We start from the raw sequence: 24,242 nt of genomic DNA on the forward strand, positions 1-24,242 counted from the left end.
ACGCCGCGCGGCACCCAGCGGCCGCTCGTGCCCGAGTGCAGAACACGCGTGGCCGAGCGCAGGACACGCGTGGCTGAGTGCAGGACATGCGAATGCCCACCGGGATCCGTTACACGGCGGGTTACGTGCGGAGCTGCACCCTGCGGAGCTTGCCGACCGCGGTGTGGGGCAGTTCGTCGACGAACTCCACCCTCGAGGGCACCTTGTACCGCGCGAGCCGCTCCGTGCAGACGTCGACGATCTGCTGCTCCGACAACGCCGCGCCGGATTCGGGACGCACCACGGCGCGCACGGATTCGCCGGTGCGGTCGTCGAGCGCGCCGACGACCGCGACCTCGGCGACCCCCGGCAGCGTGAGGATCACGTCCTCGACCTCACGCGGGTAGACGTTGAAGCCGTTGACGATGATCAGGTCGTTGGCGCGGTCGACGAGGTGCAGATCGCCGTCGGCGTCGAGGTAGCCGACGTCGCCGGTGCGGTACCAGCCGTCGGCGTCCGGGCCGTGAGCACCGTCGGGCCAGTAGCCGCTGAACAGGTTGGCGCCGCGGATGGCGACGAGCCCGGTGAGGCCGATGTCGTCGCCGAACGCGTCGTCGGGGTCGGCGGGGTCCAGCGGTGCGTGCGCCGCGGAGCCGTCGCTGTCGACGAGGCGCAGCTCGACGCCCGGCAACGGCCTGCCGACCGAACCGGCCTTCGCCTGGCCGGTGACGAGGGTGGACGTGACGACGGGTGCGGCTTCGGTGAGGCCGTATCCCTCGTAGACGGCCTGCCCGGTGGCGTCGGTGATGGCGTTCAGCACGCGGGGATGCAGCGGTGCGGCGCCGGACATGAAGATGCGGACCGTGGCCATCGCGTCGGCGAGTTCACCGGCGGGCCGGTCCGCGAGGTCGGTGTACATCGCGGGTACGCCCACGACCGTGGTGATCTCGTGGGCCTGGCAGGCGTGCAGCGCGTCCCGTGCGTCGAATCGCTGGGCCAGCACGACGGTGGCGGCGGTCGCCGTGGGCAGGAGCAGGCCGGGGCCGAGGCCGTAGATGTGGTGCAGCGGCACGGCGAGCAAGGTGCGGTCGGGCCGGTCGCCGGTGGGCAGGACGGCTGCGAGCTGCCGCACGTTGGCCAGCAGCGCCCGGTGCGACAGCATCACGCCGCGGGCGGGGCCGCTCGTGCCGGAGGTGTAGAAGATCGCGGCGATGTTCTCGCCACCGGCCCGCGGCTCGACGGGATGCGACGGCCGGAGCTCGGCGTCCGGTGACTCCGCGGTGGGCTCGTCCGCGGGATCGGCGGGGTGGCCGAGGTCCGGGGCGATGGCCGGCACGTCGCCGAGGTCGGCGTGCGCGACCAGGAGCCGGGCACCACAGTCGTTGAGCCGTTCGCGGGCCTCGGCGTCCGGGGCGGCGGGCGAGACCGGGACGGCGATCGCGCCCGCACGGAACACGGCGAACAGGCCGACGACGAGTTCGCCGCAGGTCGGCAGCCGCAGGCCGACGCGGTCGCCGGGGCGCACGTCGGAGTCGAACAGGCGGCGCGCGAACGTATCGACCGCGTTGTCGACGTCGGCCCAGGTCAAGGTGGCCGCCGAGGAGGGGTCGACGACCCCGTCGGCGTCGGGGCGCTGCCGCGCCGCAGCCACGACGAGGTCGGCGACGTTCTCCCCCGCGACCTCGGTGTTCACGTCCTCGGTGCTCCCACCCCCGGCAGCCCCGGGGCTTATGTCTCCGCTGTCCGGTTCCTCAGCGCCCGCTGCCATCCGCGAACCTCCTCATCCCCCGCCCAGTGTGCCCGTCACGGTCGCGCGTCATAGCGGCCCGACATCACCGTCTCCCGATTGCAACGAGGACACCACTACCTACTAGGCGGTAGCTACGCGTATGCTCCCGTGACGACGTAGTGGCGGTGATCACTCAAGATCACGAATGCGTCCGGGAACGACCCCGGAGGAGGTGCAACACGATGAGCCTGCCAATCGCTGTTGCTGCTGGTCCAGCACGTACCCCCCTGCATGTCGTACCCGATCCCGCCCCCGAGGCACCGGATCCGACGGCCGAGGGCTGGGATCTCGTGCACGCCGCCCAGAGCGGCGACCGGGCGGCGTTCGGCCGGCTCTACGACCGCTACGTCGACGGCGTGTACCGCTACGTCCTCCTCCGAGTGGGTGATCGCCACCTGGCCGAGGACGTCACGAGCGAGACGTTCCTGCGCGCCCTGCGGCGGATCACGTCGATCAGCTACCAGGGCCGGGACGTCGGCGCCTGGTTCACCACGATCGCCCGCAATCTGGTGCTCGACCACGTGAAGTCGAGCCGGTTCCGGCTCGAGGTCGTCACCGACGAGGTTGCCGACCCCACGACACCCGGTGCCGCGGTGGCGGGCGCGGCGGGAGCACCGGGACCGGAGCAGCAGGTGATCAGCCGCGACACGGGCGACGAACTCGTCCGCTGCATCAGCGACCTCGGCGACGACCAGCGCGAATGCGTCATTCTGCGGTTCATCCAGGGCTACTCCGTGGCCGAGACCGCGCGGATCATGGACCGGGGCGAGGGTGCGGTGAAGGCGCTGCAGCATCGCGCGATCCGCAGGCTGGCGAAGCTGCTGCCCGACACGTTGCGCTGATACCCCCGCGTCCTGCCGCTGGTCAGGTCACTCCGTCGGCCACGCGCTGTAACGTGCGCCACCCACAGGGTCGACACCCCGTAACCGATACAGCTGCGACGTCGTTGTCCCCGGCAGACACACCGAGACGTCCAGGACCGGCCACGCGCCGGCGAGCCGGGAGGCGTTGCCACCGTGGAGCCTCCACGAATCCTGCGGTCATTCCGCGCGCGGCGATCCCGCGCCTCCCGTGACGAGGACGAACGCTTCGCGCGCGCCGTCGAGACCGGAGAGGCCGGCCGCAGCGGCGAGTTCGCCGACGAGCTGGCGGTCATCGCTGCGCTGCGCAACCTCGGCAACCGCACCCCCGGCGGCCACGGCACCGGAGGCCAGAGCACCGGTGACCGGAGCGTCGGCGACCACGGCACCGCGGCCGGCGACGAACGCGACGGCTCGCTGACCCCCGCGGCGCGCATGCGCATCACGGACCGCGTGCTCGCGCCCGGGCCGCACCCGACCGCCGAACGCCACGTCGCAGGACCACCACCGCAACCACAGCCGGAACCGCGACCGGAATCGGAGCACCCACGACCGGGCCCACAGCCGCAGCCGGCACGCGGCGAACACCGGCCCGACGGGAACTCGCGGCGCCGGGTGCCGGCCGTCGCAGCGGGCGTCGCCGTTCTCCTCGGGGTGGGGGCCGCCGCACTCACCGCGTCCGGCGACGCCAGGCCGGGCGAGTCGTTCTACGCACTCAAACAGCTGCGCGAGGATGCCTCGCTGGCCATGACCTTCGACGACGAGGACCGCGCGTTCCGGCGGCTCGACTACGCCTCCGACCGGATCGCCGAGCTGAGGTCGCTGGCCGACGACGGCGCGCTCGACCGTTCCGCCCTGCACACGGGCATGTCCGATTTCACCGAGCACGCCCGTTCGGCGGTCGCCGCGCTGACGTCCCTCGCCACCACTTCGGGCGGCGACCAGCTCGACCGCCTGCGCGGCTGGGCCACCGCCGAGACGTCGCGGCTGACCCCGCTGCCAGGCACGGCCGACGGGACGCACCTGCTGGTGCGCATCCAGCAGCGGGCGGAAGCACTCGACGAACGCATGTCGTGCCTGCAGATCACCTCCGGCCGCGCCGACGACCTCGGCGCGCTGCCCACCACCGGCGACTGCCATCCCACGGCACCCGGTGGCGGACGACCGGGCGACGGCGACCACTCCGCGGCGCCGGACGCCACTCCGGGCTCCGGTGACACGCGGCCGGGGCCCACCCCGGACGACGACACGGCCACCCTCGCCGGTTCCACGACGACGGACCCGGCCGGGACGGCAGAGCCGGTCACGGCCGTCCGCGCGACCCCGCCGTGGTCACCGCCCGCGGACGTGCCATCGGCGCACGTGGTCCGCACGGTGCCCGAACCGCCCACCGGACCGCGCCTGCCTGCCGAACGGCCGCAGCAGCCTGCGCCGGTCTCGGTGACGGCGATCCTGTCCGGCCTCACCGGCCTGGACGCGGATCACGACTGACGGGCCGGACCGCATGCGATGCTCCTCGACCGGCCGAGCGGAGTAACGGCATAGCCCGGGGTGAGCACCGGAAAGCACTCCGCGACCAACCGTTATCCTGACTACTTCAGTGCACAGCCAGGTGAAGGCCGAACTCGACCGTGGAGGCGGTGTGCGTGGCACTGTGGCGGGCCCGCAGTAAGAAACAGGAACGCGAACGGCTCGCTGCCCTGGCAGGTGAGGCGTCGGCCGACGCTGCCGTGGCGATGGAGGCCGAAGCAGCCCAGGCCGAAGCCGAGGCCGCACAGGCAGGCGGCACGACACGGTCGGACAGCACGCTCCAATCCGATGACACGGCGCCGGGTGCCGGTACGGCAGTGGCCGAGCCGCTGGAGGCAGGCAGAACCGAACCGGCCGGCGAACTCACACCGACGCTCGACACCGCCGAGAGCGCGGACGCCACCGACGTCGACGAGGCTCCCCCGCCCGCACCCCCGGACCTGACCGCCGCGGCGTTCTTCGATGTCGACAACACCATGATGGTCGGCGCCTCCATCTTCCACTTCGCCCGCGGCCTGGCCTCGCGGAAGTACTTCACGGCATCCGACCTCGCCGGGTTCGCGATGCAGCAGCTGCGGTTCCGTGTCGGCGGCAAGGAAGGCAACGTCGACGGCATCCGCGAGCAGGGCCTGTCGTTCGTCGCCGGGGCCACGGTCGAGCAGCTGACCGAGGTCGGCGAGGAGATCTACGACGAGCTCATGGCCGACAAGATCTGGGCGGGCACGCGCGCGCTGGCGCAGATGCACCTGGACGCGGGCCAGCGTGTGTGGCTCGTGACGGCGACGCCGGTCGAGTTGGCGGCGATCATCGCCCGACGCCTCGGGCTGACAGGTGCGCTGGGCACGGTCGCCGAAAGCATCGACGGCGTGTACACGGGACGGCTGGTCGGGGACTTGTTGCACGGCAGGGCGAAGGCACACGCGGTGCGAGCGCTCGCCGCGAGGGAAGGGCTGAACCTGCGGCGGTGCACGGCCTACTCGGACTCGCAGAACGACGTGCCGATGCTGTCGGTCGTCGGCACCGCCGTGGCGGTCAACCCGGACGCCGAACTGCGCGACACGGCGCGTGCGCGCGGCTGGGAGATCCGCGACTTCCGCACGGGCCGCAAGGCGGCGAAGATCGGCGTTCCGTCGGTCCTCGGTGCGGGCGCGGTCGCCGGTGCGGTCGCGGGCGCGGTCGCCCACCGCCGCCGCTGAGCCACCACTTCGTCATGCCCGGTGACCACCACGGCGCGGCTCGTTTCGCTAATGCCCCCAAGGGCACTTTGGTTGCATTGAGTGCAACCAAAGTGCCCTTGGGGGCGCTCAACGCAATGCGTGGCAGTTACGAAGAGTCGTCAGCCGCTGAAGATGTTGCGGCGGCGGGCGAGGCGCCGGTACAGCATCTGCTGGATCGACTCGCGCACCTGGTCGTTGAGGTTGAACACGCTCATCGGATCGTCGACGGCCTCGGGGCCGTAGCCGTCGGTCGGGATGGGCTCGCCGAACTCGATCGTCCATTTCGTCGGCAGCGGCACCGCGCCGAGCGGCCCCAGTAGTGGGAAGAACGGCGTCACCGGGAAGTACGGCAGGCCCAGTAGCCGAGCGAGCGGCTTGATGTCACCGATCTTCGGGTAGATCTCCTCGGCCCCGACCACGGCGACCGGGATGATCGGCACCCCGGCGCGCATGGCCGCCGACGCGAACCCGCCGCGTCCGAATCGCTGCAGCTTGTAGCGCGCCGAGAACGGTTTGCCGACGCCCTTGAACCCCTCCGGCCACACGCCGACGAGCTCGCCGGCCCGCAACAGGCGTTCGGCGTCGGGGTTGCAGGCCAGCGTCTGCCCCGTTTTGCGAGCGAGCGTGCCCAGCACCGGTGCCTTGAACACCAGGTCGGCGCCGAGCATACGCAGGTGGCGCCGCTGCGGGTGCCGTTCGCGGACCGCGAGCGCGGTCATGATCGAGTCGATCGGCAGCACGCCGGAGTGGTTGCCGACGAGCAGTGCGCCGCCGTCGACGGGCAGGTTGTTGCCGCCGACGGCGGCAACCCGGAACCACTTGTCGTACAGCAGCTTCAGCGGCGGCAGGATGAGCGTGTCGGTCAGCTCGGGGTCGAAGCCGAACTCGTCGACGGCGTAGTCGCCGGTGAGGCGCCGGGCAAGGAACGTCAGCAGCCGGCCCAGCGGATCGTCCGCCCCGTCGGCGGCCGACTCCGACGCGGGCGCGGTGGGCAACTCGACGACCGACGCGTCCCGATCGGCGTCGCCCGCGTCCGCCTCGCGGGCGGGATCGCCGCCGGGCGCCCCGCCGGTGTGCAACCGGATGACCTGTGCCGACGACCCGCTCGACATATCCGTTCCCTCCTACCGCCTGCCCACCGCCGTGAGAACCCCTGCGAGGCGCTCGCCGTCGACGACGGGCCGGATACCGCGCCCGGTGAGGAAGTCGTCGAACGCGTCGCGGGTGTTCCAGCGGGGCGTGTAACCGAAGTCGTTCTTGAGCCGGGTGGTGTCGACGACGCGGCCGAAGTTCAACAGGCTGACCTGGTCGGCGGAGAAGTCGACGATGCGGGCGCCGCGCAGGACCTTGCCCACCGACGGCAGCGCGGTGCGCGGTAACGGCAGTTCGACCCTGCCCGCGCGGCGGATGGCCTGCCCCAGCGTGAGCACCCCGTCCGCGGCGACGTTGTACACGCCCGGCCGGTCTTCCAGCGTGGCGATCTCGAGGGCGGCGAGCGCGTCGGACGAGTGCAGCATCTGCAGGCGTGAGTCGAACCCGAGCACGGTCGGCACGACGGGCAGCGCGAAGTAGCGCGTGAGAACGGTGTCGACGTCGGGGCCGACGATGTTGGCGAACCTGCCCATCGTCACGGTGATGTCGGGCCTGCGCCGCATCAGCCCGCGGACATAGCCTTCCATCTCGACGGCGTCCTTGGCGTAACCCGACGGCGAGGTGGGGCCCAGTTCGGTGTCCTCATCGAACACCGCGGGCGAACGCGCACCCGCCCCGTACACCGCGGCCGAGGACTTCACGACGAGCTTGCGCACCAGCGGCGACTTCTGGCACGCGGCGAGCAGCCGCATCGTGCCGATGACGTTGACCTCTTTGACCGCCACCCGACGGGTCGGTCCCGCGGGTTGGGCGTGCGTGGAGGCGTGGACGACCGTGTCGACCTTCGCCGAGCTGATGATCTTCGCGATCAGCGGGTTGCGGATGTCGGCGCGCACGAACTCGGCGTGCCCGGCCCTGCGGAGCAGCTCCGGCCGGGGCGGCGAGGTGTCGACGCCGATGACGCGGTCGAGTTCCGGGTTGTTACCCAGTCGTGCGAGCAGCCTGCTGCCCAGATCTCCGGCGACACCGGTCACGAGAACGTTGCTGGGCGGCATAGGCGGCATTGAACCCCCTGGGTACGGCTGGCTGACGCTCGAGAACTCGGCGTCGGCACTGATCGTACGCGCTGGGCGCCGCACCGCAGAGCTGATCCCGCGCACGGGTTGATCACACGCAGCCGACTCGCCACAAGCGGGGGCCGATCACACGCAAGACACGAGCCCGGCCGGTCCGACCGGGCTCGCCATCACTTCAGGAGGTGCCTTTCGGGCGCACCACCGGCGAACCCGCGCGTCCGTCCGGGGAACCGGCGGACGCGCGGGCGCGGAGTCCCTGGGCTTACTTGCCCTGCTTGCGGCGCTGGACGCGCGTGCGACGCAGAAGCTTCCGGTGCTTCTTCTTGGACATACGCTTGCGGCGCTTCTTGATGACCGAGCCCACTCAGAACTCCTTCAACCGATAGATCGTGACGATGCGCGGGCGCCACACGAACGCCGGCACCACGAGTTCGCGGCGGCCTGCCGAGTCACGTCCGGGTGCGACGGGTGTCGCGGAACGTGACTCGTGCGTGGGGCGAGGCGCGCGCACGGCCTACCAGGTTACCCGGGGCTCGCCGCGCGTTTTCGAGCCGGTCCTCTCCACGCTCATCCGACGTCGAAGTACGCGTTGTCCAGATAGTCGTGGACAGCCTGTTCCGGCACCCGGAAGGACTTGCCGACGCGAACGGCCGGTAGCTCCCCCGAATGCACTAAGCGGTAGACGGTCATCTTGGAGACGCGCATCAGCGACGCCACCTCCGCGACCGTCAAGAACTGGACCTGCCGTGGTCCTGGCAGGTCGTCGTTACCTTTCGCCGGCATAGGTCTCACCGTGTCCCTTTTCGGGCACGTGTCCCGCCACGCGGCTTCCCCTCCGTGTGGCTTCGACACGTACGTGCTAATGCGAGGGTAGCGGGACTGGTGTGGCGGATGCGACGGCCGTCGAGGCGATGGCACGAGTGTGTGGTTACTCCTCGTGGGCCTTGCCTAACTCGACGGAGCGATCACGGGCCGATTCGATGGCGTCGAGCAGGGCTGCGCGCACACCGTGCTTCTCGAGTTCGCGAATGCCATTGATAGTGGTGCCACCCGGTGAGGTGACGTTCTCGCGCAGCATGACGGGGTGCTCGCCGCCTTCGTCGAGCATCTTGCCCGCGCCGACGGCCGCCTGGACGATCAGCTGCTGCGCCACGGCGCGGGGCAGGCCGAGCAGGATGCCCGCGTCGATCATTGCCTCGACGAGGTAGAAAAAGTAGGCGGGCCCGGAGCCGGACAGCGCCGTGACAGCGTCCTGCTGTGACTCCGGCAGCACGACGACCTTGCCGACCGACGACAGCAGCCGCTCGACGATCTGCAGCTGTTCGTCGGTGGCGTGCTTGCCCGGCGACACGGCGCTCATGGCCGCGCCGACGAGCATCGGCGTGTTCGGCATGACCCGAATCACGGGCGTGCCCGCGGGCAGCCTGCGTTCGAACAGCGAGGTCGGCAGGCCGGCGCACATCGACACGACCAGCGAGCCGGGGCCGATGAGATCGGCCAGCTCGTCCAGCAGCGGTTCGATGTCCTGCGGTTTGACGGCGACGACCAGCACGTCGGCACGTGTGGCCGCCTCGGCGACCTCGACGCCCTTGACGCCGTAGCGGTCGGTCAGTTCCGCGGCCCGCTCCGGATGACGCTCGGTGAACAGCAGGTCGCCGGCGTCGTACCCGGCGTCGAGCAGTCCGGACAACAACGCCTCGCCGATCTTCCCGGCGCCCAGCACGGCAACAGTCATGGTTCCGAGCCTAAGAGTCGCGCGGAGCGCGTCCGTGGGGGGTGTGGTGGCCGGGCCGGCGGGCGGGCGCAGCGGCGCGAAGCGCGTCCGTGAGAGATGCTGAGTGCCCCGAAGGGCACCTTCACACCCCGAAGGTGCCCCGAAGAGACCTTCGGGGCACTGAGCCGTCGCGGTCGGGTGGTCGCTCAGCCCAGCGGGGCCAGTGCCAGTTGGCGGGCCTGGCAGACGATGCGGTTCTGGGAATCGACGACCAGGGCGTCGGAGTCGAACCAGCCTTCGTGGACCGACCGGCTCTCGACGTGGATCCGCAACCATCCCGGGGCGGGACGGGTGCGCACCAGTGCGGTCAGTTGGGCTGTCGGTGCCCAGCCGATGCGTCCGAGGTTGAGCACCACGGGCGGGTTGATGTCGCCGGCGAGCAGCGCGAAGTACGGGTCGGCGACGCCGCCGCGTGGCCGCACCCACAGCCGCAGTCGCGGTGGATCGCCCGTGCGGCCCGCGAGGTATCCGGCCGTGCTGGGGTCGATGCGCACGTCGCAGCCCTGTGCGAGGTGGAACACGCCTTCGGGGTCGTTGCCGTCGAGCGTGACGCAACCGGCCGGGGGTTCGGCGGGCGCGGACGGGGCGTCGTGCCAGTCCGGTTTCCGCACCGGGAGCCGGCCTGCGGTGACGCGCGCTTCGACGCAGCTGCGGCCGCGCTGTTCGAGCGTCACGGCGACGACGGTGGCCCGCCTGCCGACCTTGCGGACGTCGGTGCGCAGCAGCACCGGGCCGATCGCGGGCGGGCGCAGGAATTCCGCGCTGACGGCGAGCGGGTCGATGGCGGGTTCGCCCGTTTCGCGGACCGCGGCGAGTGCGGCCTTCGCCAGCAGCGCGATGAGGAATCCGCCGTGCGGGTGCGTCCCGATGGACCATTCCTGTCGCAGGTCGGCGGTGAAGGTGCCGTCGCCGAGGGAGCGCGCGTCACATGCCGCGCCGAAGTCCGCGGCCGTCTCGGGGGTGCTCACGGACGGCCGGCCGCCGACACGACGCCGGATACCGGCGCGCCACCGGACGTCACGGTGCGGGCCCCTGCGTTCCCGGCCGTCGCGAGGCCGGTACGGATCGCCGTGGAACGGATATCGACGCGCACCTTCTCCCCTTCCCCCTCCGGCGCTGGCCGGGTCGGCGTGCGGCAATCGGCGGCCGAGACCTCCCTGGTACGGCCGTACCGGCTCCCGTGCCCGCGCAGGATAGGCAGAGTCGGACGGTGGTGCCCACCGAAAGCGTTGCGGGCACCCGATTCGAGCAATGTGTTCACACCACGTGCACGCAGCATCACATCGAAAACGATACGGATGGTCACTGCGCGCAACACCCCCACCCGTCGGAAAAGTTGATCTTGAAACTGCCGGTGACGCACCTACATTGCGCCTCACGGGTGGCTGCGATGCGAAGCCGACGTGGCAGACAACACGCCGTCGTGCCTGCGGACGACCACCGCCGCGACCCGCGCCCGCCGCTCCGGCAGCCGATGCCGGGAGCCGTCAGCCCAGGTGCAGGCGAGTGAACAGGAGCGCCTCGCTGAGCATCTTGGCGCGCTGGTCCTCGGTGCGGGCGCTACGCGTGTTCACCTCGAGGACGATCTGCCCGCCGCGGGCGCCGAAATCGTCCGCGCCGAGCTCTTCGAGCAGTTCGGCACACGGTTGCGTGCCGCGGCCGGGCAGCAGGTGCTCGTCCTTCGCCACCCCGGTGCCGTCGCCCATGTGGACGTGCGTGAGCCGGTCACCCATCCGCTTCGCCAGCGCCAGCGCGTCCATGCCCGCGGTCGCCGTGTGCGAGAGGTCCAGCGTGTAGTGAGCGTGCCCGACGTCTGTCGGATCGACGGACGGGCGGAAAGCCGACACCTCGCGTCCGCGCGGTGTCCGCACCGGGAACATGTTCTCCACGGCGATCCGCACCCCGCTCGACGATTCGAGCTCGGCGACCAGGTCGGCGAACGCCTCGGCGTACCGGCGCTGCCACCGGAACGGCGGGTGCACCACCACGGTCGGCGCCTCCAGATCGACGGCCGCCTCGACCGACCGCCGCAGCCGCACCACCGGATCCGGCGACCACACGCGCTGAGTGATCAGCAGACAGGGCGAGTGCACGGCCAGCACCGGCATCCCCGTCGAGGCACTGTGCCGCCGCAGTGCGGCCACGTCCTGACTCTCCGGATCGGCCCAGACCATCACCTCGACGCCGTCGAAACCCAGCGTGCTGGCCAGCTCGAACCCGGAGCGGGCACGGAGCGGCCACACCGATGCCGTGGACAGTCCGATCGAGGTCACGCGCTACTTCGTCACCAAAAGCAGCGCCGCGGGCGAGACCGTCACAACGAGGCCGACGAGCACGGCGAGCACCGTGGTCTGCAGGTCGTCGGCACGGCGGACCTTACGCACGACCAGCACCAACCCGACCGTGACGACCAGCGCGGCGATGAGCGCGGCGGCGGGCAGCTGACCCCACAGCCAGTTGAACCCGAGCCACACGGCGGCACCGCCCGCGACGCCGCCCGCGAGCTGGGCGCCGAGCGCGAGCCACTGCTTCGCCGGCGACGGTTCGTCGGCCGGCTCGTCGCCGGCCGGTGAGCGGCCCGCGGCGAGGTCGTCGTCGGCGTATCCGTCGTCGTAGGCGTACGGGTCGTCGTCGTACGCGAGGTCGGCGTCCCGCGGATCGTCGCCGTAGCGATCGTCCGCGTAGTCGTCGTAGTCCTCGGCGTACTCGTTGTCGTAAGCCCGCTCGTCGTAGGCCCGCTCGTCGTAGGCGTATCCGTCGTACGCCGGGTCGTCGTAGGGCGCAGCATCGCCGTAGGCCTGCTCGTCGTAGACCTGCTCGCCGTAGGCGTACGGGTCCTCCGCGTAGCCGCTCGCGTACCCGTGGTCGTAGGCACCGGACTCGTCGTAGCCGTCCTCGTAGCCCGCGTAGCCGGAGTCGTAGCCGCCGCGGGTGTCGGCCGCGGCGGCCTGTGCCTGACTTCCCTGCGCGGCACTGCCGATGGCGGCGCCGATGCCCGGTTGGGCGGCCTGCGGGTCGTCGTCATCGTCGTCGAAATCCGGGACGAAATAGCCCGTCGAAGGGCCTGCGTCCGGGTCGTCCGCGGGAGCCGCCGCCTCGGGAGCCGCCGCCTCGGGAGCAGCCGCCTCGGGAGCAGCGGCACCTGCCGCGGCACCGGTGTCGGCACCACCCTGCTGCTGGGCGTCGAGCGTGGCCGGGTTCGCGGGCTCGGGCGGGACGACCGGTGTCACGCCGACTTCGGTGTCCTGCTCGGCACGCTGCTGTTCCCTGGCCTGCGCCTGCCGGCGCTTGCGGCGCCAGTTGGCCAGCCCGGCGGGCGGTTCGTCACCCCGCACCGGACCGGGCGCGGGTCGCTGTCCACCGGCAACGGCGGGGAACTGTTCGGTGTTCGACTCGGGCTCGGCCGGCCTGCCACCACCACGCCACGGCCTACGCCTGCGGAGCGGCGGCGCGGGCGGTGGCGGAGCGGCCTGGGCGGCGTCGGCGCCGTCCGAACCGGCCTCGGGCCCATCGGCCTGCACAGCTGGCTCGTCCGGCGGCTCGTGCTGCGGCGAGAAGAAGAACCCGCCCGAGGACTGCTGCGAGGCAGGCGGCGCGTCGGCCGCCGGCGGAACTGGCGGCACGCCGTTCCGCGTCGGGGCCTCCGGCGAGGCCTGCTGTGGGGACTGTGCCGGGGCGGACGGAGCTTGGGCGGCGGGCGCCTGCGGGGGCTGGCCCGGTTGCGGCGGCGCCTGCGAGGCTCCTGCCTGCGGCGCCGCGAAACCACCCGAGTTCTGTTGCGGCCCGCGGGCGCCCGGCTGGGGCGGCCTCACGGCGTCGGGAGCACCGTTCGCGGGCGGCATTCCGGGAGGCGCACCGTTCGGGTTCACACCACCGGGTGTACCGCTCGGCTGGGCCCCGTTCGGTTGCGGACCGCCGGGCGGGACCGCACCCGGCCTGCCGACGTTCGGCTGAGCACCGCCGGGGGCCCCGTTCGGTGGTGTGGACGACTCGGCCGGCCCGCCCTCCGAACGCACCCGTTCGATGATGGCCTGCGGGGCCGTATCGGTGATGCTCGGCTGCTCACCGGTTTCGTCGGCAGCGCGACGCCGCCGCCGGCGCGGTGCGCCGCCGGCTTGTCCGCCGTGTTGGGCGAGCAGTTCGGCAACGGTCTTCTGCTGCCGATCGCCGTCGCTGTCTCGAGTCATCCCTTCCACCGTGCCCGTCGCCAATCGTCTACGTCCAGTGTGGCCCGAACGCGTCTCATCCCCGGCCCCGGCCGGTCACAAGCGCAGTCTGGTCCTCGCCGTTGGAAAGGTCCAGCCTGCGCAAGATCACGCCTTCGCGCAGCGCCCACGGGCAGATCTCCAACCGCTCGAGCGACAGTGCCCGCATCGTGGCCTCGGCCACGAGCGCACCCCCGACCAGCTGATGAGCCCTGCTCCCGCTGACGCCCTCCAGCTCGGCCAGGTCCTCCGAGGACATCCGGGTGATGAACGAGAGGAGCTGCCGGAGTCCCGTGTCGGTCAGGACGCGGGCCACCCGCGGTCCCGCCGACGACGGCGCCGCGCCGGTGAGCCGGGCCAGCGACCGGAACGTCTTCGATGTCGCAACCACCCGATCCGGTTCCCCCACGCCCCGGATGCGCTCCGCGAGACCGGAGAGCTGTTCGTCGAGCCACGCCGTCGTCGCGACGAGCTCGGAACGCTTCGGCGGATCGTTCGAGAAGCGCGTCCGCGTGATGCGGCCGGCACCGAACGGCAGCGACTCGGCGAGCTCGGGGCGTTCGTCGATGCCCATCGCCACCTCGAGCGAACCGCCGCCGATGTCGAGCACCAGCAGCTGCCCCGCCGACCAGCCGTACCAGCGACGGGCGGCAAGGAACGTCAGCTTCGCCTCGTCCTCGCCGGTAAGCACGCGCAGCTCGACGCCCGTGGAGTCGGCCACCGTGGCCAGGACGTCGTCGGTGTTGTGGGCCTCGCGCACCGCTGAGGTCGCGAACGCCATGACGTCCTCGCACCCCCACCGCTCGGCCGAGACCTTCGCCTGCTCGACCGCGTCGACCAGGCTGGCGATGCCCTGCTTCGTGAGCTCACCGCGGGAGTTCAGCTGCTCCGCCAGCCGCAGCACCGTCTTCTCCGAATGCATCGGTGTGGGGTGCCCTCCACGGTGCGCGTCGACGACGAGCAGATGGACGGTGTTGGAACCGACGTCAAGAACCCCTAGGCGCACGAGTATCCACGGTACCGGGCCTTGCGTTCAGGCCTCGAACTTGTAACCGAGGCCACGCACCGTCACCAGGTACTGCGGCTGGCCGGGGTCCGGTTCGAGCTTGGACCGGAGCCGCTTGACGTGGACGTCGAGGGTCTTGGTGTCACCCACGTAGTCGGCACCCCACACCCGGTCGATGAGCTGGCTGCGCGTGAGCACGCGGCCCACGTTGCGGAGCAGGTATTCGAGCAGGTCGAACTCCTTCAGCGGCAGCGAGATCTCCTCGGTGCCGACCGTCACCACGTGCCGTTCGACGTCCATCCGCACCGGCCCGGCCGACAGCACCAGCGGCGCGGTCTCCGGCTCGGCGGCCGTCGTGTCGCCGCCCCGCCGCAGCACGGCGCGGATCCGCGCGATCAGTTCGCGGGCTGCGTAGGGCTTGGTGATGTAGTCGTCCGCGCCGAGTTCGAGGCCCACGACCTTGTCGATCTCGCTGTCCCGCGCGGTCACCATGATCACTGGGACCGACGACCGGGCGCGCAGCTGTTTGCACACGTCCGTGCCGCTCATGCCGGGGAGCATGAGGTCGAGCAGCACGAGATCGGCACCGTTGCGGTCGAACTCCTCGAGCGCCTGCTGGCCGGTCGTCGCGAGGGCGGCGGTGAAGCCCTCCTTGCGGAGCATGAAGGCCATCGGGTCGGCGAACGACTCCTCGTCCTCGACGATCAGAACCCTGGTCACTGCGTTGTTCCTCCCGGTTCGGTGCGTTGCCGCACGCTGGTGACCAGCGGCTGCCCGGTCGGGTCGTCGCTGCGCTGGTCGGGGGTCTCGGTTGTGGGGGCCGTACTCACGGCCGGAACGCCTCCGGTGTCGTCGGAGTCGGAGGCCGTGGCCGAATCGACCGGGTCGGCCCCGACGGCACTCGTCCGCGCGGGGATCCGCAGCGTGAACGTCGACCCGACGCCCGGCCTGCTCCACAGCCGCACCTCGCCGCCGTGGTTGGCGGCGACGTGCTTGACGATTGCCAGGCCGAGGCCGGTGCCGCCCGTCGCACGGGAGCGGGCCTTGTCAGCGCGGTAGAAGCGCTCGAACACGCGCTGCTGCTCGTCGAGCGCGATGCCGAGACCTCGGTCGGTGACGGCCAGCTCGACGTGGCCGTCGGTCAGTCTGCGACTGATGGACACGGGGCTGGACTGCTGCGAGTAGGCGATCGCGTTGTCGAGCAGGTTCGACAGGGCCGTGACGAGCAACGTGCGGTCCCCCTCGACCTCGAGGCCGCTGGCCCCGTCGGTCGTGACCGTGATGTCGGAGGTCTCGGCGGCCAGCTTGGTGCGCGACAGCGTCTCGGTGACGACGCCGTCGACGTCGACGACCGTCATCTCCGGCAGCTTCTCCGCCCCCTGCAGGCGTGACAGCGCGATCAGCTCGGTGACGAGCTTGCCGAGCCGGTTCGACTCGCGGAGGATCTTCTCGCTGAACCGGCGCGCCTCCTCGGCGCTGTCGGCGTCGAGTACGGCCTCGGCCAGCAGCGCGATCGCCCCGACCGGGGTCTTGAGTTCGTGACTGACGTTGGCCACGAAGTCACGGCGCGTCGCCTCCAGCCGGACCGCGTCGGAGTGGTCGACGGCCTCCACGATCGTGAAGCCGTCGCCCAGCGGCCGCAGCTGCGCCACGACCGCCTCCGGCTGCCTCCCGCGGACCTCGTCGGGCGAGATGTCGACCTCGAACGCCTCGTCACTCTCGACCACGCGCTGCGCCGCGTCCCGCACCCGCCCGTCGACCTGATTGCCGCGCAGCAGGCCGAGCTCCTCGGCACGCGCGTTGTGCAACACCAGGTCGCCGAAGCGATTGAGCATCACCACGCCGGTCTCCGACGACCGCACCGAACGCAGCAGCAACTCGGCGGCCGTGGGGCCTGCCGGCTCGGGAACGTCCCGGCCGCGGGTGCGGAAGAAGAAGAAACCGACAGCGATGCCGACCACCAGAGCGGCAGTGGCCAGCAGGACCGATCCGGACGCCGTCACGCTTCGCATCGTAAGCATTCGCCCGGGTGGTTGTCCTAGTCTTGGAGGCCGAGCGGTGACCGGCCTGACACTCCTGGGCCACGTGTTCGCCACCAGGCAAGATCCAGTTCACCTGCCGTACCCCGAACGCCGTTGCCGCCACCGTTCGGCAGCCCGCCGCGCCCGGTGTTCGACCCACCCGCTGCCGCCTCACGTACCCGCGCTCCGCCCCGCCCGTGTTGCGGATTCCGGGGGTCGTATCGCCCCGACCGTCGCCCCTCGTCGATGCGCTGTGCCACGTGCCGACGACCGACCAGGAGCCACTCGCCGGGGCACACCCTGCCGCCGACACGCGTAGGGGCCGCCCTCCCGTTCGGGAAGGCGGCCCCTACGACGTTTCCGCGGTGGTGCGGCCTCAGCGGCCCTGATTGGCGACCGCGGCCGCCGCCTTCTCGGCCGTCTCCGGGTCGAGGTAGGTACCGCCGGGGTTGGTGGGCTTGAGCTCGGCGTCGAGGTCGTACCGCAGCGGAATCCCGGTCGGGATGTTCAGCCCGGCGATGTCGGCCTCGGAAACGCCGTCGAGGTGCTTGACCAGCGCGCGCAGCGAGTTGCCGTGCGCCGCGACGAGCACGTTCTTCCCCGCCCGCAGGTCGGGCACGATCGCCGACTCCCAGTACGGCAGCAGCCGCACTACGACGTCCTTGAGGCACTCGGTCAGCGGCAGGTCGCCGTCGATGTCCTGGTAACGCGGGTCGGCGTCCTGGCTGAACTCGCTGCCACGCTCGATCTCCGGCGGCGGCGTGTCGTAGGACCGGCGCCACAGCATGAACTGCTCCTCGCCGAACTCGTCGGCGATCTCCTTCTTGTTCTTGCCCTGCAGCGCGCCGTAGTGCCGCTCGTTGAGCCGCCAGCTGCGGCGGACGTCGATCCAGTGCCGATCGGCGCCGTCGAGCGCGATGTTGGCCGTCGAAATCGCCCTGCGCAGCAGCGACGTGTGCACCACGTCCGGCAGCAGGCCCGCCTCGGCGAGCAGCTGCCCGCCGCGCGTCGCCTCGTCCTCGCCCTGGTCTGACAACGGGACGTCGACCCAGCCGGTGAACAGGTTTTCCGCGTTCCATGTGCTCTGCCCGTGGCGCAGCAGCACGAGAGTCCCAAGTTCGGCCATGTTTTCAGCGTGCCATGCTCCGCCGATTCGAGTAGCGCGACCTCGGCCACTGCGTTACCGGGTTCGTCCGCACTACCACGTGATCTACACAGAGTGTCTTCAACGCGCGGAGAACTCGATACGGACTCTCGATCGGGGCGTATCTCTACAGGTCAACGACGCTAACGGGGCCGCAGTGTGTTCAACCTTTCGGCGAAATTCACTCGAATAGAGTAGCCAGTAGTCTTGTGATTACAGTGCCGAGTCTGACAAGTTGACACTTGAGCCCGCACGGCCCGGAACCACGCACTCCCCGGGCCGAGCAACGCGGGAACAGATCGCAGCTCGTCTCCCCCCTGCCGAGCTGCGGCCCGCCGGCCCCGTTGGCATCCCCCTCGTCACCGGGTCCGAACAGGCGGGAAGGTCCACGGGGCGGCTCGAGTTCGCGACTCCCCCCTCCCTCGAGCCGCCCCGTCGACCGCTCGGGGCAGCCTGCTCGCGGAATGCGCTCGCCGGTGCGTGGTCTCCTCGCCGAGCCCAGGGGCCGAGCCCCTGGAACCCCACGGTGCGTGCTCCTCACCCCGGCGAGCGCCGGGCACGATTCGTGCGAACCAGCGTCGGAACCGTGCGAGCACGGAGACGCTGCGCCCGTGTTGCAGCCTCCAGGGTCCGTGTTGCGACCTGCGGGGCCCGTGTTCTGCATTCGGGTACGCGTGTTCTGCGCTCAGACGCGCATGTGCTGCATCCGGACGCGCGTGTGCTGCGCCCGCCCGTCGCCCGACCCCCACCCCTCAACGCCGCGCTGTCGCGCGACTGTGCCGGCACGCGTGTCCTGTGACCCACGCAGGCGTGTCATCGCAGGGCTCCGCCGGACGTGTTGCTCCGCCGGACGTGTTCAGGAGCCGACCGCGACCGACGCGGCCGGTGTCAGTCCTCCGTCAGCGTGCCCGGTTCGTGGTTCGAGGCCGGTTCCACCAGGTGCTTGAACGCCTGCAGATTGGCCAACGACTCGCCGCGGCTCACGCGCCAGTCCCACTCCCGTCGGATCGAACTCGCGAAGCCCAGCTCCAGCAGGGTGTTGAAATCCCCGTCGGCCGTTTCCAGCACCTGCCCCAACACGGTGTCGACCTCGTCGGCCGAGACGGTGTCCAGTCCCAGGCGGCCCACCAGGTAGATGTCGCCGGCCGAGTCCAGCGTGTAGGCCACGCCGTACAGCTTCGCGTTGCGCCGCAGCAGGAACCGGTAGACGTCCTCGTAGGCCTCGTCCGGACGCCGGCAGACGAACGCCTCCACCGCCAGCGAATGCTCCCGCACCACCAGCCACGCGTTCGTCTGCAGCTTCTTCACGCCCGGCAGGGTCACGAAGTACACGCCGTCGCCCCGCCGGTCGTACGGCACCTCCGAAGCATCGAGCGCCGACTGCACGATCGCGTCGACGTCCCGCGCGTCGCGTTCGCTCACACCGCCACCTCCAGGGCTGTACGGCGGAACGCGCCGCGGGCGTCGGCGTAACTGTCGAGCAATGCGTCCGTCGTCCGCTGCCACGAGAACCGCCGGGCGTGCCGCAGCGCACCCGCGGCGAGCGTGTCCCGGCGGCGCAACGCCGCGTCGGCCAGCGCACCGGCCCAGTCCGGCGCCCGGTGCGATCCCACGAGCAGCCCCGACGTGCCGTGGTCGACCGCAACGGGCAGCCCGCCCACGGATGCGGCGACCACCGGCGTCCCACAGGCCTGCGCCTCCAGGGCCACCAGGCCGAACGACTCGTTGTGACTCGGCACCGCCACGACGTCCGCGGCGCGGTACACGTCGACGAGCCCCTCGCCGGCCTGCGGCGGCAGGAACCGCATCAGATCGGCGATGCCCAGGTCCGCGGCCAGTGACTTGAGCGACTCCGGCTGTTCCAGACCGGTTCCCGACGGTCCGCCCGCGATCAGCACCACCAGCCTGTCGCGCAGTTCGGGGCGACGCCCGACCAGTTCCGCGGCCGCACGCAACAGCACGTCCGGCGCCTTCAACGGCTGGATGCGGCCCGCGAACGCCAGCACCACCGCCTCGTCGCTCAGCCCGAGGATCCGCCGCGACCGCGCCTGCGATCCCGGCCGGAACCGCTCCAGGTCGACGCCCGGTGACACGGTCCGCACCGCGCGCGGGTCGGCGTCGTAGAGGTCGACGAGCTGCTCGGCCTCGACGCCCGTGTTGACGATCAGCTGGTCCGCCTCGTCGACGACCTGCTGTTCACCGATCACCCGCGTGCGGGGTTCCGGTGTGTCGCCCTCGGCCAACGCGGCGTTCTTCACCTTGGCGAGAGTGTGGGCGGTGTGTACCAGCGGCACGCCCCACCGGTCGCGTGCGAGCCAGCCGACCTGGCCGGACAGCCAGTAATGCGAATGGATGAGGTCGTAGTAGCCCGGTTCGTGGAACGCCTCCGTGCGCAGGACGCCGTTCGTGAAGGCGCACAGCTGCGCGGGCAGTTCACCGCGCGACAGTGGTTCGAACGGGCCGGCGGGGATGTGGCGCACGAGCACGCCTGGGGCGAGTTCGGCGACCGGTGGCTGGTCCGACGACGTGGCGCGCGTGAACACCTCGACCTGCACGCCGCGCCTGGCCATCTCCTGGGCCGTCTGGGCGATGTAGACGTTCATGCCACCCGCGTCGCCGGTGCCCGGCTGCTCCAGCGGAGACGTGTGCACGGTCAGCACCGCCACCCGGCGCGGCTGCTGCGTCGCGGCCGCCTGCCGGTACGCGTCCGCCTGCCGGTACCAGGGGATCTTCACCGGTTCACCTTTCTGTACGCGTCGCGGGCGAAGGCCACCAGCTCCTCGCCGAACGTCTGCGCGTCCTCTGCGAACGGAAGATGGCCCACCCCAGGCAACCAACGTCGGCGGGCCCCCGGAATCTTCCCGGCCGCGTACTCGGCGGCGGTGATGTCGACAACGGCGTCGCGCTCGCCGTGCAGCACGAGCGCGGGCACGTCGACGGCTTCGAGCACGTCGGCAGAGCCGATGTCCCTGCGGAACAGGCCCGCGCGCACGTGCGGGGGCACGGCGAGGATGCCGTCGACGAGCGATTCGCCGTCCGATCCCGCCGTCATACCGCCGCACAGCCGCTGCACGGCGGGACGCGCGAGGTCGACGTCCGCCGAGAGCGCATCCGGCAGCGCCTCCCGCATCGCCCACCCGACGGCGCCACCCGGGTGACCACGGCCCAGCTCGGTGATCGCGCCGGCGTAGACGATGCCCGCCAGCCCCGCGGTGCCGTGGACACGCAGGTAGTCGGTGATGACGAGCCCGCCGTACGACCAGCCGACCACCACCGCCGGCCTGCCGGCCAGGTCCAGCACCGCCGCGAGGTCGTCGGCCCACACCCGCGGGTCGTCGTAGCCGTCGTCGGGGACGTCGGAGCGGCCGTGCCCACGCAGGTCCATCGCGACCATGCGGAACTCGCCGGCCAGCCGTGGGTCGGACAGCTGCAACTGCCATGCGTCCGCCGACTGGGCCCAGCCGTGCACGAAGACGATCACGGGCGGACCGCCGTCGGCACCTGCCGCGCCTGCTGTGTCCGCCGCTGCGCCGTCGACGATCGCGCCGATCCGGACCCCGTCTGCACCTGTGACCTCGGTTCGCACCCGGGCAGTCTCTCACCCGCTCTCACCCGGTCGAGCAATCCCGGCCGGAGGCGGACACCACGACGGCGTCGCCGAACGCAGCAGCGCACGGTGCGGCCGCCGGCGACCGGCGGGCCGGGGCGGCCCCGACGGACATCACACCCGGTCGGAGCCGCCCCGGGTTGGCAACGGCGGGCGTCATACCGGACACTTGACCGTAGAGGGGAGTACTTCCGCCCTGGACCTCGCCGGTCAATACGAACGCACGGATTGCGTTCTCGGCAGGTCGCCCGCGAGCCGCGGGTGAAGGAGACCTCGAACGCTGCAACGTTCGCGGAGGTCTGTGTGCTCGTCCAAGCCGCCGGTTCCGGCTCTTCCGGAGCCGCCGAAACCATGGGTTCGCCCATGCTCTGGACGATCAGCATCGCGGTGCTGGTCGCCCTGCTCGTCGCCGACTTCGTGATCACACACAAGCCGCACGAGGTCTCCATGAAGGAGGCCGTCGGTTGGTCGGTGTTCTACCTGGCGCTGCCGTTCGTCTTCGCGCTGTTCGTGTGGCTGGCCTACAGCGGCGGCCAGGCGACCGAGTTCGTGACGGGTTTCGTCGTCGAGAAGTCGCTATCGGTCGACAACCTCTTCGTGTTCATGCTGATCCTCACCGGGTTCGCCGTTCCCGCCGCGGTGCAGCAGCGCGTGCTGCTCTACGGCATCGTCGGCGCGCTCGTGCTGCGCGGCATCTTCATCGCACTCGGCGCGGCCATGCTGCAGGCGGGCACCTGGGCGTTCCTGGTGTTCGGCCTCATCCTGTTCGTGTCCGCGTTGAAGATCCTCGTGGAAGCGCTCAAGGGTCACCAGGACGAGAAGGACCCGTCCGAGATGCGCTCGGTGAAACTGATGCGGCGGTTCACGCACGTCACCGACGACTACCGCGGCACGAAGATGGTCGTCCGCGAGGCGGGCAAACGCGCGCTCACGCCGTTGGCGATCGTCGTGGTCGCCGTGTTCGCGACCGACATCGTGTTCGCCGTCGACTCGGTGCCCGCGGTGTACGGCATCACCGAGGACCCGTACCTCGTGTTCGCGACCAACGCGTTCGCCCTGCTCGGCCTGCGCGCCCTGTACTTCGTGCTGCAGGCGGTCCTCGCCAAGCTGATCTACCTCAACCACGGCCTGGCGATCATCCTCGCGTTCATCGGCGTGAAGCTCGTGCTGCACTGGGCGCACACCGTGTGGCCCGCGGTGCCGACCATCCCGACGCCGATCTCGCTGCTGGCGATCATCGGCATCCTGGGCGCCGTGACCGTGCTCAGCCTGCGGGTGTCCAAGCGCAACGAGAACCGGGAAGCGGCCGACGCGAAGGCGTAGACTGGGCCGCTCAGGCCCTCACCGGCACCTCAACGACGAGGAGTCGACCATGGTTCTCGATATTCTGATCGTCGCGATCGTCGTCCTGGCGGCCATCATCACCGCCGGGTCGCTCATCGAGGTCCACAAGGACTGACGAGCACCCTCCCGGCCGCCGGGACGACGGCCGCAGACTTCGCCCGCGCCCCGCGGGATCCGTTGTCGCGGCACCCGTCGCCAACGGGCCGGTTGTGGACCGACTCTCGAGCCCCGAATGTCAGCGCCGGCGTTTCGGCGCCGGCTCGTCAGCGGTGGCTTTTCTCGTGGCCGCTCCCGGGAGTTCCCGAGCCGGGAGTCCTCAGCCGGCCGTCACAGCGCCGGCCGTCACAGCGCCGACTTGGACTTCCACGTCTCCCAGTCGAGCAGCCAGTCCATGACGTCCGACGTCGTCGGGAAGTCGGCCTTCGAGCCGGTGACCTCGACGGGGTCGCCGAGCATCGCGGAGTCGAAGTACGCCTTGGCGTCGTCGGGCAGCAGGTTGACGCAGCCGTGCGAGGTGTTCCGCTTGCCGATGTTGGCGGCGTTCTCCTGGTTCTCGTGGATGTACTCGCCGTGGTTGGAGATGCGGCAGCACCAGGTCTTCTTGACGTCGGTGTAGCCGTACTCCTCGTTGTCGAAGATCGACGTCGGCTCCTTGGTCATGACGATGACCGTGCCGTTGGGCGTGTTGAGGTCGGGGTTGGCGTCCTCACCGTTGCTGCACGGATAGTTGGCGACCTCGGCACCGTCGCGATACACGCGCATGCGGTGCTCGGGTGTGTGCACCTTGACGACCTGGTTGCGGCCGATGCTGAACTTCGTGGTGACGTCGGCCTTGCCGTACGCGCCGCCGCCGTAGTGCACGCCGTAGAGGTTCGCGGCGACCTCGACCTCGGTGTTGGCGGGCCAGTACTCGCGGGGCCGCCAGTCGACCTGCTGGTCGTTCAGCCACGCCCACGCACCCTCGACCTGCGGTTCCGTCTTGACCGACAGGGCGCGCTGCGCGGCGGCGCGGTCACTTACCGGGGCTTCGAACTTGACGGTGACCGGCTGGCCGACACCCACGACCGCGTCGTCGCCGGGGTACAACGTGGCGCGCACGACCGCGGACGGCTGGACCGTGCTGAACGAGCCGTCGAACTCGGCGGTGCGGCCGTCGCTGTCGGCGGCCTTCGCGGCGTAGGTGTAGCTGCGGCCGTAGCCGAGGGATTCGCCGACGGTCCACTCGGTCTTGTCGTCGTTGAGGCTGCCTTCGACGGCTTTTCCGTCCTCGTTGGTGAGCGTGACCTCGGTGAACGTGCCGTCGGTGACCGTGAGCTTGACCGGCGCGGTGACGTCGACGTCGGTGGCATCTGCCTGCGGCTTCGCGGTGATCTTTGCCTGCGGCTTGGCCGGGGTGTCACCGTTGCCGCCACCGGTACCTGCGCCCGTGGTGTCGTCACCGCCAGTGCACGCGACGAGCACCCCCGCGGGTGCTGCCACGGCGGCGGCCTTCAGCACTCTCCGCCTGCCGACGGCGCGTTCGCTTCCCCCGCTTTGTCCGAACCTCACGTGTGCCTACCTCCCTGGCCGCGCCAGCACCCCCGCCAGCACCACAACAT

At 70.9% G+C, this 24,242-nt stretch carries 21 protein-coding genes; 4 read left to right on the top strand and 17 right to left on the bottom strand.

Annotation, left to right across the window (positions count from 1 at the left end):
- Positions 1-121 precede the first annotated feature (121 nt).
- The gene (locus FB384_RS06070; RefSeq protein WP_183779995.1) at positions 122-1,747 is read right to left on the bottom strand and encodes an AMP-binding protein; all 1,626 of its coding nucleotides are present in this window, start codon (positions 1,745-1,747) and stop codon (positions 122-124) included.
- A gap of 203 nt (positions 1,748-1,950) precedes the next feature.
- Here FB384_RS06070 and FB384_RS06075 point away from each other — a divergent pair, with 203 nt between their 5' ends.
- From FB384_RS06075 to FB384_RS06090, 3 genes are all read left to right on the top strand, one after another.
- The gene (locus FB384_RS06075; protein WP_183779997.1) at positions 1,951-2,610 is read left to right on the top strand and encodes a sigma-70 family RNA polymerase sigma factor; all 660 of its coding nucleotides are present in this window, start codon (positions 1,951-1,953) and stop codon (positions 2,608-2,610) included.
- A gap of 174 nt (positions 2,611-2,784) precedes the next feature.
- A complete protein-coding gene (locus FB384_RS06080) occupies positions 2,785-4,119 on the top strand; it encodes a DUF5667 domain-containing protein (protein WP_183779999.1) in 1,335 nt (444 codons plus the stop codon).
- Positions 4,120-4,259: 140 nt separating this feature from the next.
- Complete coding sequence (locus FB384_RS06090; RefSeq protein WP_407676067.1) at positions 4,260-5,354, top strand: HAD family hydrolase; 1,095 nt, start codon at positions 4,260-4,262, stop codon at positions 5,352-5,354.
- 140 nt (positions 5,355-5,494) lie between these two features.
- Here FB384_RS06090 and FB384_RS06095 read toward each other — a convergent pair whose 3' ends face one another.
- From FB384_RS06095 to FB384_RS06165, 15 genes are all read right to left on the bottom strand, one after another.
- A complete protein-coding gene (locus FB384_RS06095; RefSeq protein ID WP_183780001.1) occupies positions 5,495-6,487 on the bottom strand; it encodes a lysophospholipid acyltransferase family protein in 993 nt (330 codons plus the stop codon).
- A gap of 12 nt (positions 6,488-6,499) precedes the next feature.
- On the bottom strand, positions 6,500-7,522 hold the full coding sequence (locus FB384_RS06100; RefSeq protein WP_183780003.1) for an NAD-dependent epimerase/dehydratase family protein: 1,023 nt from the start codon (positions 7,520-7,522) through the stop codon (positions 6,500-6,502).
- Positions 7,523-7,805: 283 nt separating this feature from the next.
- A complete protein-coding gene (locus FB384_RS06105; protein ID WP_005453035.1) occupies positions 7,806-7,907 on the bottom strand; it encodes a 30S ribosomal protein bS22 in 102 nt (33 codons plus the stop codon).
- A gap of 203 nt (positions 7,908-8,110) precedes the next feature.
- Positions 8,111-8,326, bottom strand: coding sequence for a helix-turn-helix domain-containing protein (locus tag FB384_RS06110; protein ID WP_183646522.1), 216 nt, complete (start codon positions 8,324-8,326; stop codon positions 8,111-8,113).
- A 145-nt stretch (positions 8,327-8,471) separates the two neighbouring features.
- Entirely contained in the window at positions 8,472-9,278 is an 807-nt protein-coding gene (gene proC / locus FB384_RS06115; protein ID WP_183780005.1) for a pyrroline-5-carboxylate reductase, read from the bottom strand.
- A 185-nt stretch (positions 9,279-9,463) separates the two neighbouring features.
- On the bottom strand, positions 9,464-10,285 hold the full coding sequence (locus FB384_RS06120) for a thioesterase family protein (protein ID WP_183780007.1): 822 nt from the start codon (positions 10,283-10,285) through the stop codon (positions 9,464-9,466).
- Between the two features lie 519 nt (positions 10,286-10,804).
- Positions 10,805-11,581, bottom strand: coding sequence for a sugar phosphate isomerase/epimerase family protein (locus tag FB384_RS06125; RefSeq protein WP_183785046.1), 777 nt, complete (start codon positions 11,579-11,581; stop codon positions 10,805-10,807).
- A gap of 12 nt (positions 11,582-11,593) precedes the next feature.
- Positions 11,594-13,504 carry a hypothetical protein gene (locus tag FB384_RS06130; RefSeq protein ID WP_183780009.1) on the bottom strand — a complete coding sequence of 637 codons (1,911 nt, stop codon included), beginning with the start codon at positions 13,502-13,504 and terminating at the stop codon, positions 11,594-11,596.
- Positions 13,505-13,559: 55 nt separating this feature from the next.
- Positions 13,560-14,528, bottom strand: a complete 969-nt coding sequence (locus tag FB384_RS06135) for a Ppx/GppA phosphatase family protein (RefSeq protein WP_183780011.1) — start codon at positions 14,526-14,528, stop codon at positions 13,560-13,562.
- Between the two features lie 27 nt (positions 14,529-14,555).
- A complete protein-coding gene (locus FB384_RS06140) occupies positions 14,556-15,248 on the bottom strand; it encodes a response regulator (protein WP_183780013.1) in 693 nt (230 codons plus the stop codon).
- A complete protein-coding gene (locus FB384_RS06145) occupies positions 15,245-16,531 on the bottom strand; it encodes a sensor histidine kinase (RefSeq protein WP_323985137.1) in 1,287 nt (428 codons plus the stop codon). The genes FB384_RS06140 and FB384_RS06145 overlap by 4 nt, the downstream gene beginning before the upstream one ends.
- A gap of 394 nt (positions 16,532-16,925) precedes the next feature.
- Positions 16,926-17,675, bottom strand: a complete 750-nt coding sequence (locus FB384_RS06150; protein ID WP_183780017.1) for a phosphoglyceromutase — start codon at positions 17,673-17,675, stop codon at positions 16,926-16,928.
- A gap of 906 nt (positions 17,676-18,581) precedes the next feature.
- Positions 18,582-19,082 carry a type III secretion system chaperone family protein gene (locus FB384_RS06155; protein WP_407676090.1) on the bottom strand — a complete coding sequence of 167 codons (501 nt, stop codon included), beginning with the start codon at positions 19,080-19,082 and terminating at the stop codon, positions 18,582-18,584.
- Positions 19,083-19,111: 29 nt separating this feature from the next.
- Positions 19,112-20,428, bottom strand: a complete 1,317-nt coding sequence (mshA, locus tag FB384_RS06160; RefSeq protein ID WP_407676068.1) for a D-inositol-3-phosphate glycosyltransferase — start codon at positions 20,426-20,428, stop codon at positions 19,112-19,114.
- Positions 20,425-21,279 carry an alpha/beta fold hydrolase gene (locus FB384_RS06165; RefSeq protein WP_183780022.1) on the bottom strand — a complete coding sequence of 285 codons (855 nt, stop codon included), beginning with the start codon at positions 21,277-21,279 and terminating at the stop codon, positions 20,425-20,427. The genes mshA and FB384_RS06165 overlap by 4 nt, the downstream gene beginning before the upstream one ends.
- Positions 21,280-21,651: 372 nt before the next feature.
- Between FB384_RS06165 and FB384_RS06170 the strand changes: the two genes are divergently transcribed.
- Positions 21,652-22,623 carry a TerC/Alx family metal homeostasis membrane protein gene (locus tag FB384_RS06170; RefSeq protein WP_183785058.1) on the top strand — a complete coding sequence of 324 codons (972 nt, stop codon included), beginning with the start codon at positions 21,652-21,654 and terminating at the stop codon, positions 22,621-22,623.
- Positions 22,624-22,986: 363 nt separating this feature from the next.
- Here the strand turns inward: FB384_RS06170 and FB384_RS06175 are convergent, their stop codons facing one another.
- Positions 22,987-24,192, bottom strand: a complete 1,206-nt coding sequence (locus FB384_RS06175) for a L,D-transpeptidase (protein WP_323985138.1) — start codon at positions 24,190-24,192, stop codon at positions 22,987-22,989.
- Between the last annotated feature and the right edge of the window lie 50 nt (positions 24,193-24,242).

This window comes from Prauserella sediminis, from assembly GCF_014195435.1.
GTDB lineage: Bacteria > Actinomycetota > Actinomycetes > Mycobacteriales > Pseudonocardiaceae > Prauserella > Prauserella salsuginis.

Excerpts from the sequence above, each read along its gene's own strand:
- FB384_RS06070 (WP_183779995.1), bottom strand. The coding sequence starts at position 1,747 with ATGGCAGCGGGCGCTGAGGAACCGGACAGCGGAGACATAAGCCCCGGG.
- FB384_RS06075 (WP_183779997.1), top strand. The coding sequence starts at position 1,951 with ATGAGCCTGCCAATCGCTGTTGCTGCTGGTCCAGCACGTACCCCCCTG.
- FB384_RS06095 (WP_183780001.1), bottom strand. The coding sequence starts at position 6,487 with ATGTCGAGCGGGTCGTCGGCACAGGTCATCCGGTTGCACACCGGCGGG.
- FB384_RS06100 (WP_183780003.1), bottom strand. The coding sequence starts at position 7,522 with ATGCCGCCCAGCAACGTTCTCGTGACCGGTGTCGCCGGAGATCTGGGC.
- FB384_RS06110 (WP_183646522.1), bottom strand. The coding sequence starts at position 8,326 with ATGCCGGCGAAAGGTAACGACGACCTGCCAGGACCACGGCAGGTCCAG.
- proC (WP_183780005.1), bottom strand. The coding sequence starts at position 9,278 with ATGACTGTTGCCGTGCTGGGCGCCGGGAAGATCGGCGAGGCGTTGTTG.
- FB384_RS06130 (WP_183780009.1), bottom strand. The coding sequence starts at position 13,504 with ATGACTCGAGACAGCGACGGCGATCGGCAGCAGAAGACCGTTGCCGAA.
- FB384_RS06150 (WP_183780017.1), bottom strand. The coding sequence starts at position 17,675 with ATGGCCGAACTTGGGACTCTCGTGCTGCTGCGCCACGGGCAGAGCACA.
- FB384_RS06170 (WP_183785058.1), top strand. The coding sequence starts at position 21,652 with ATGGGTTCGCCCATGCTCTGGACGATCAGCATCGCGGTGCTGGTCGCC.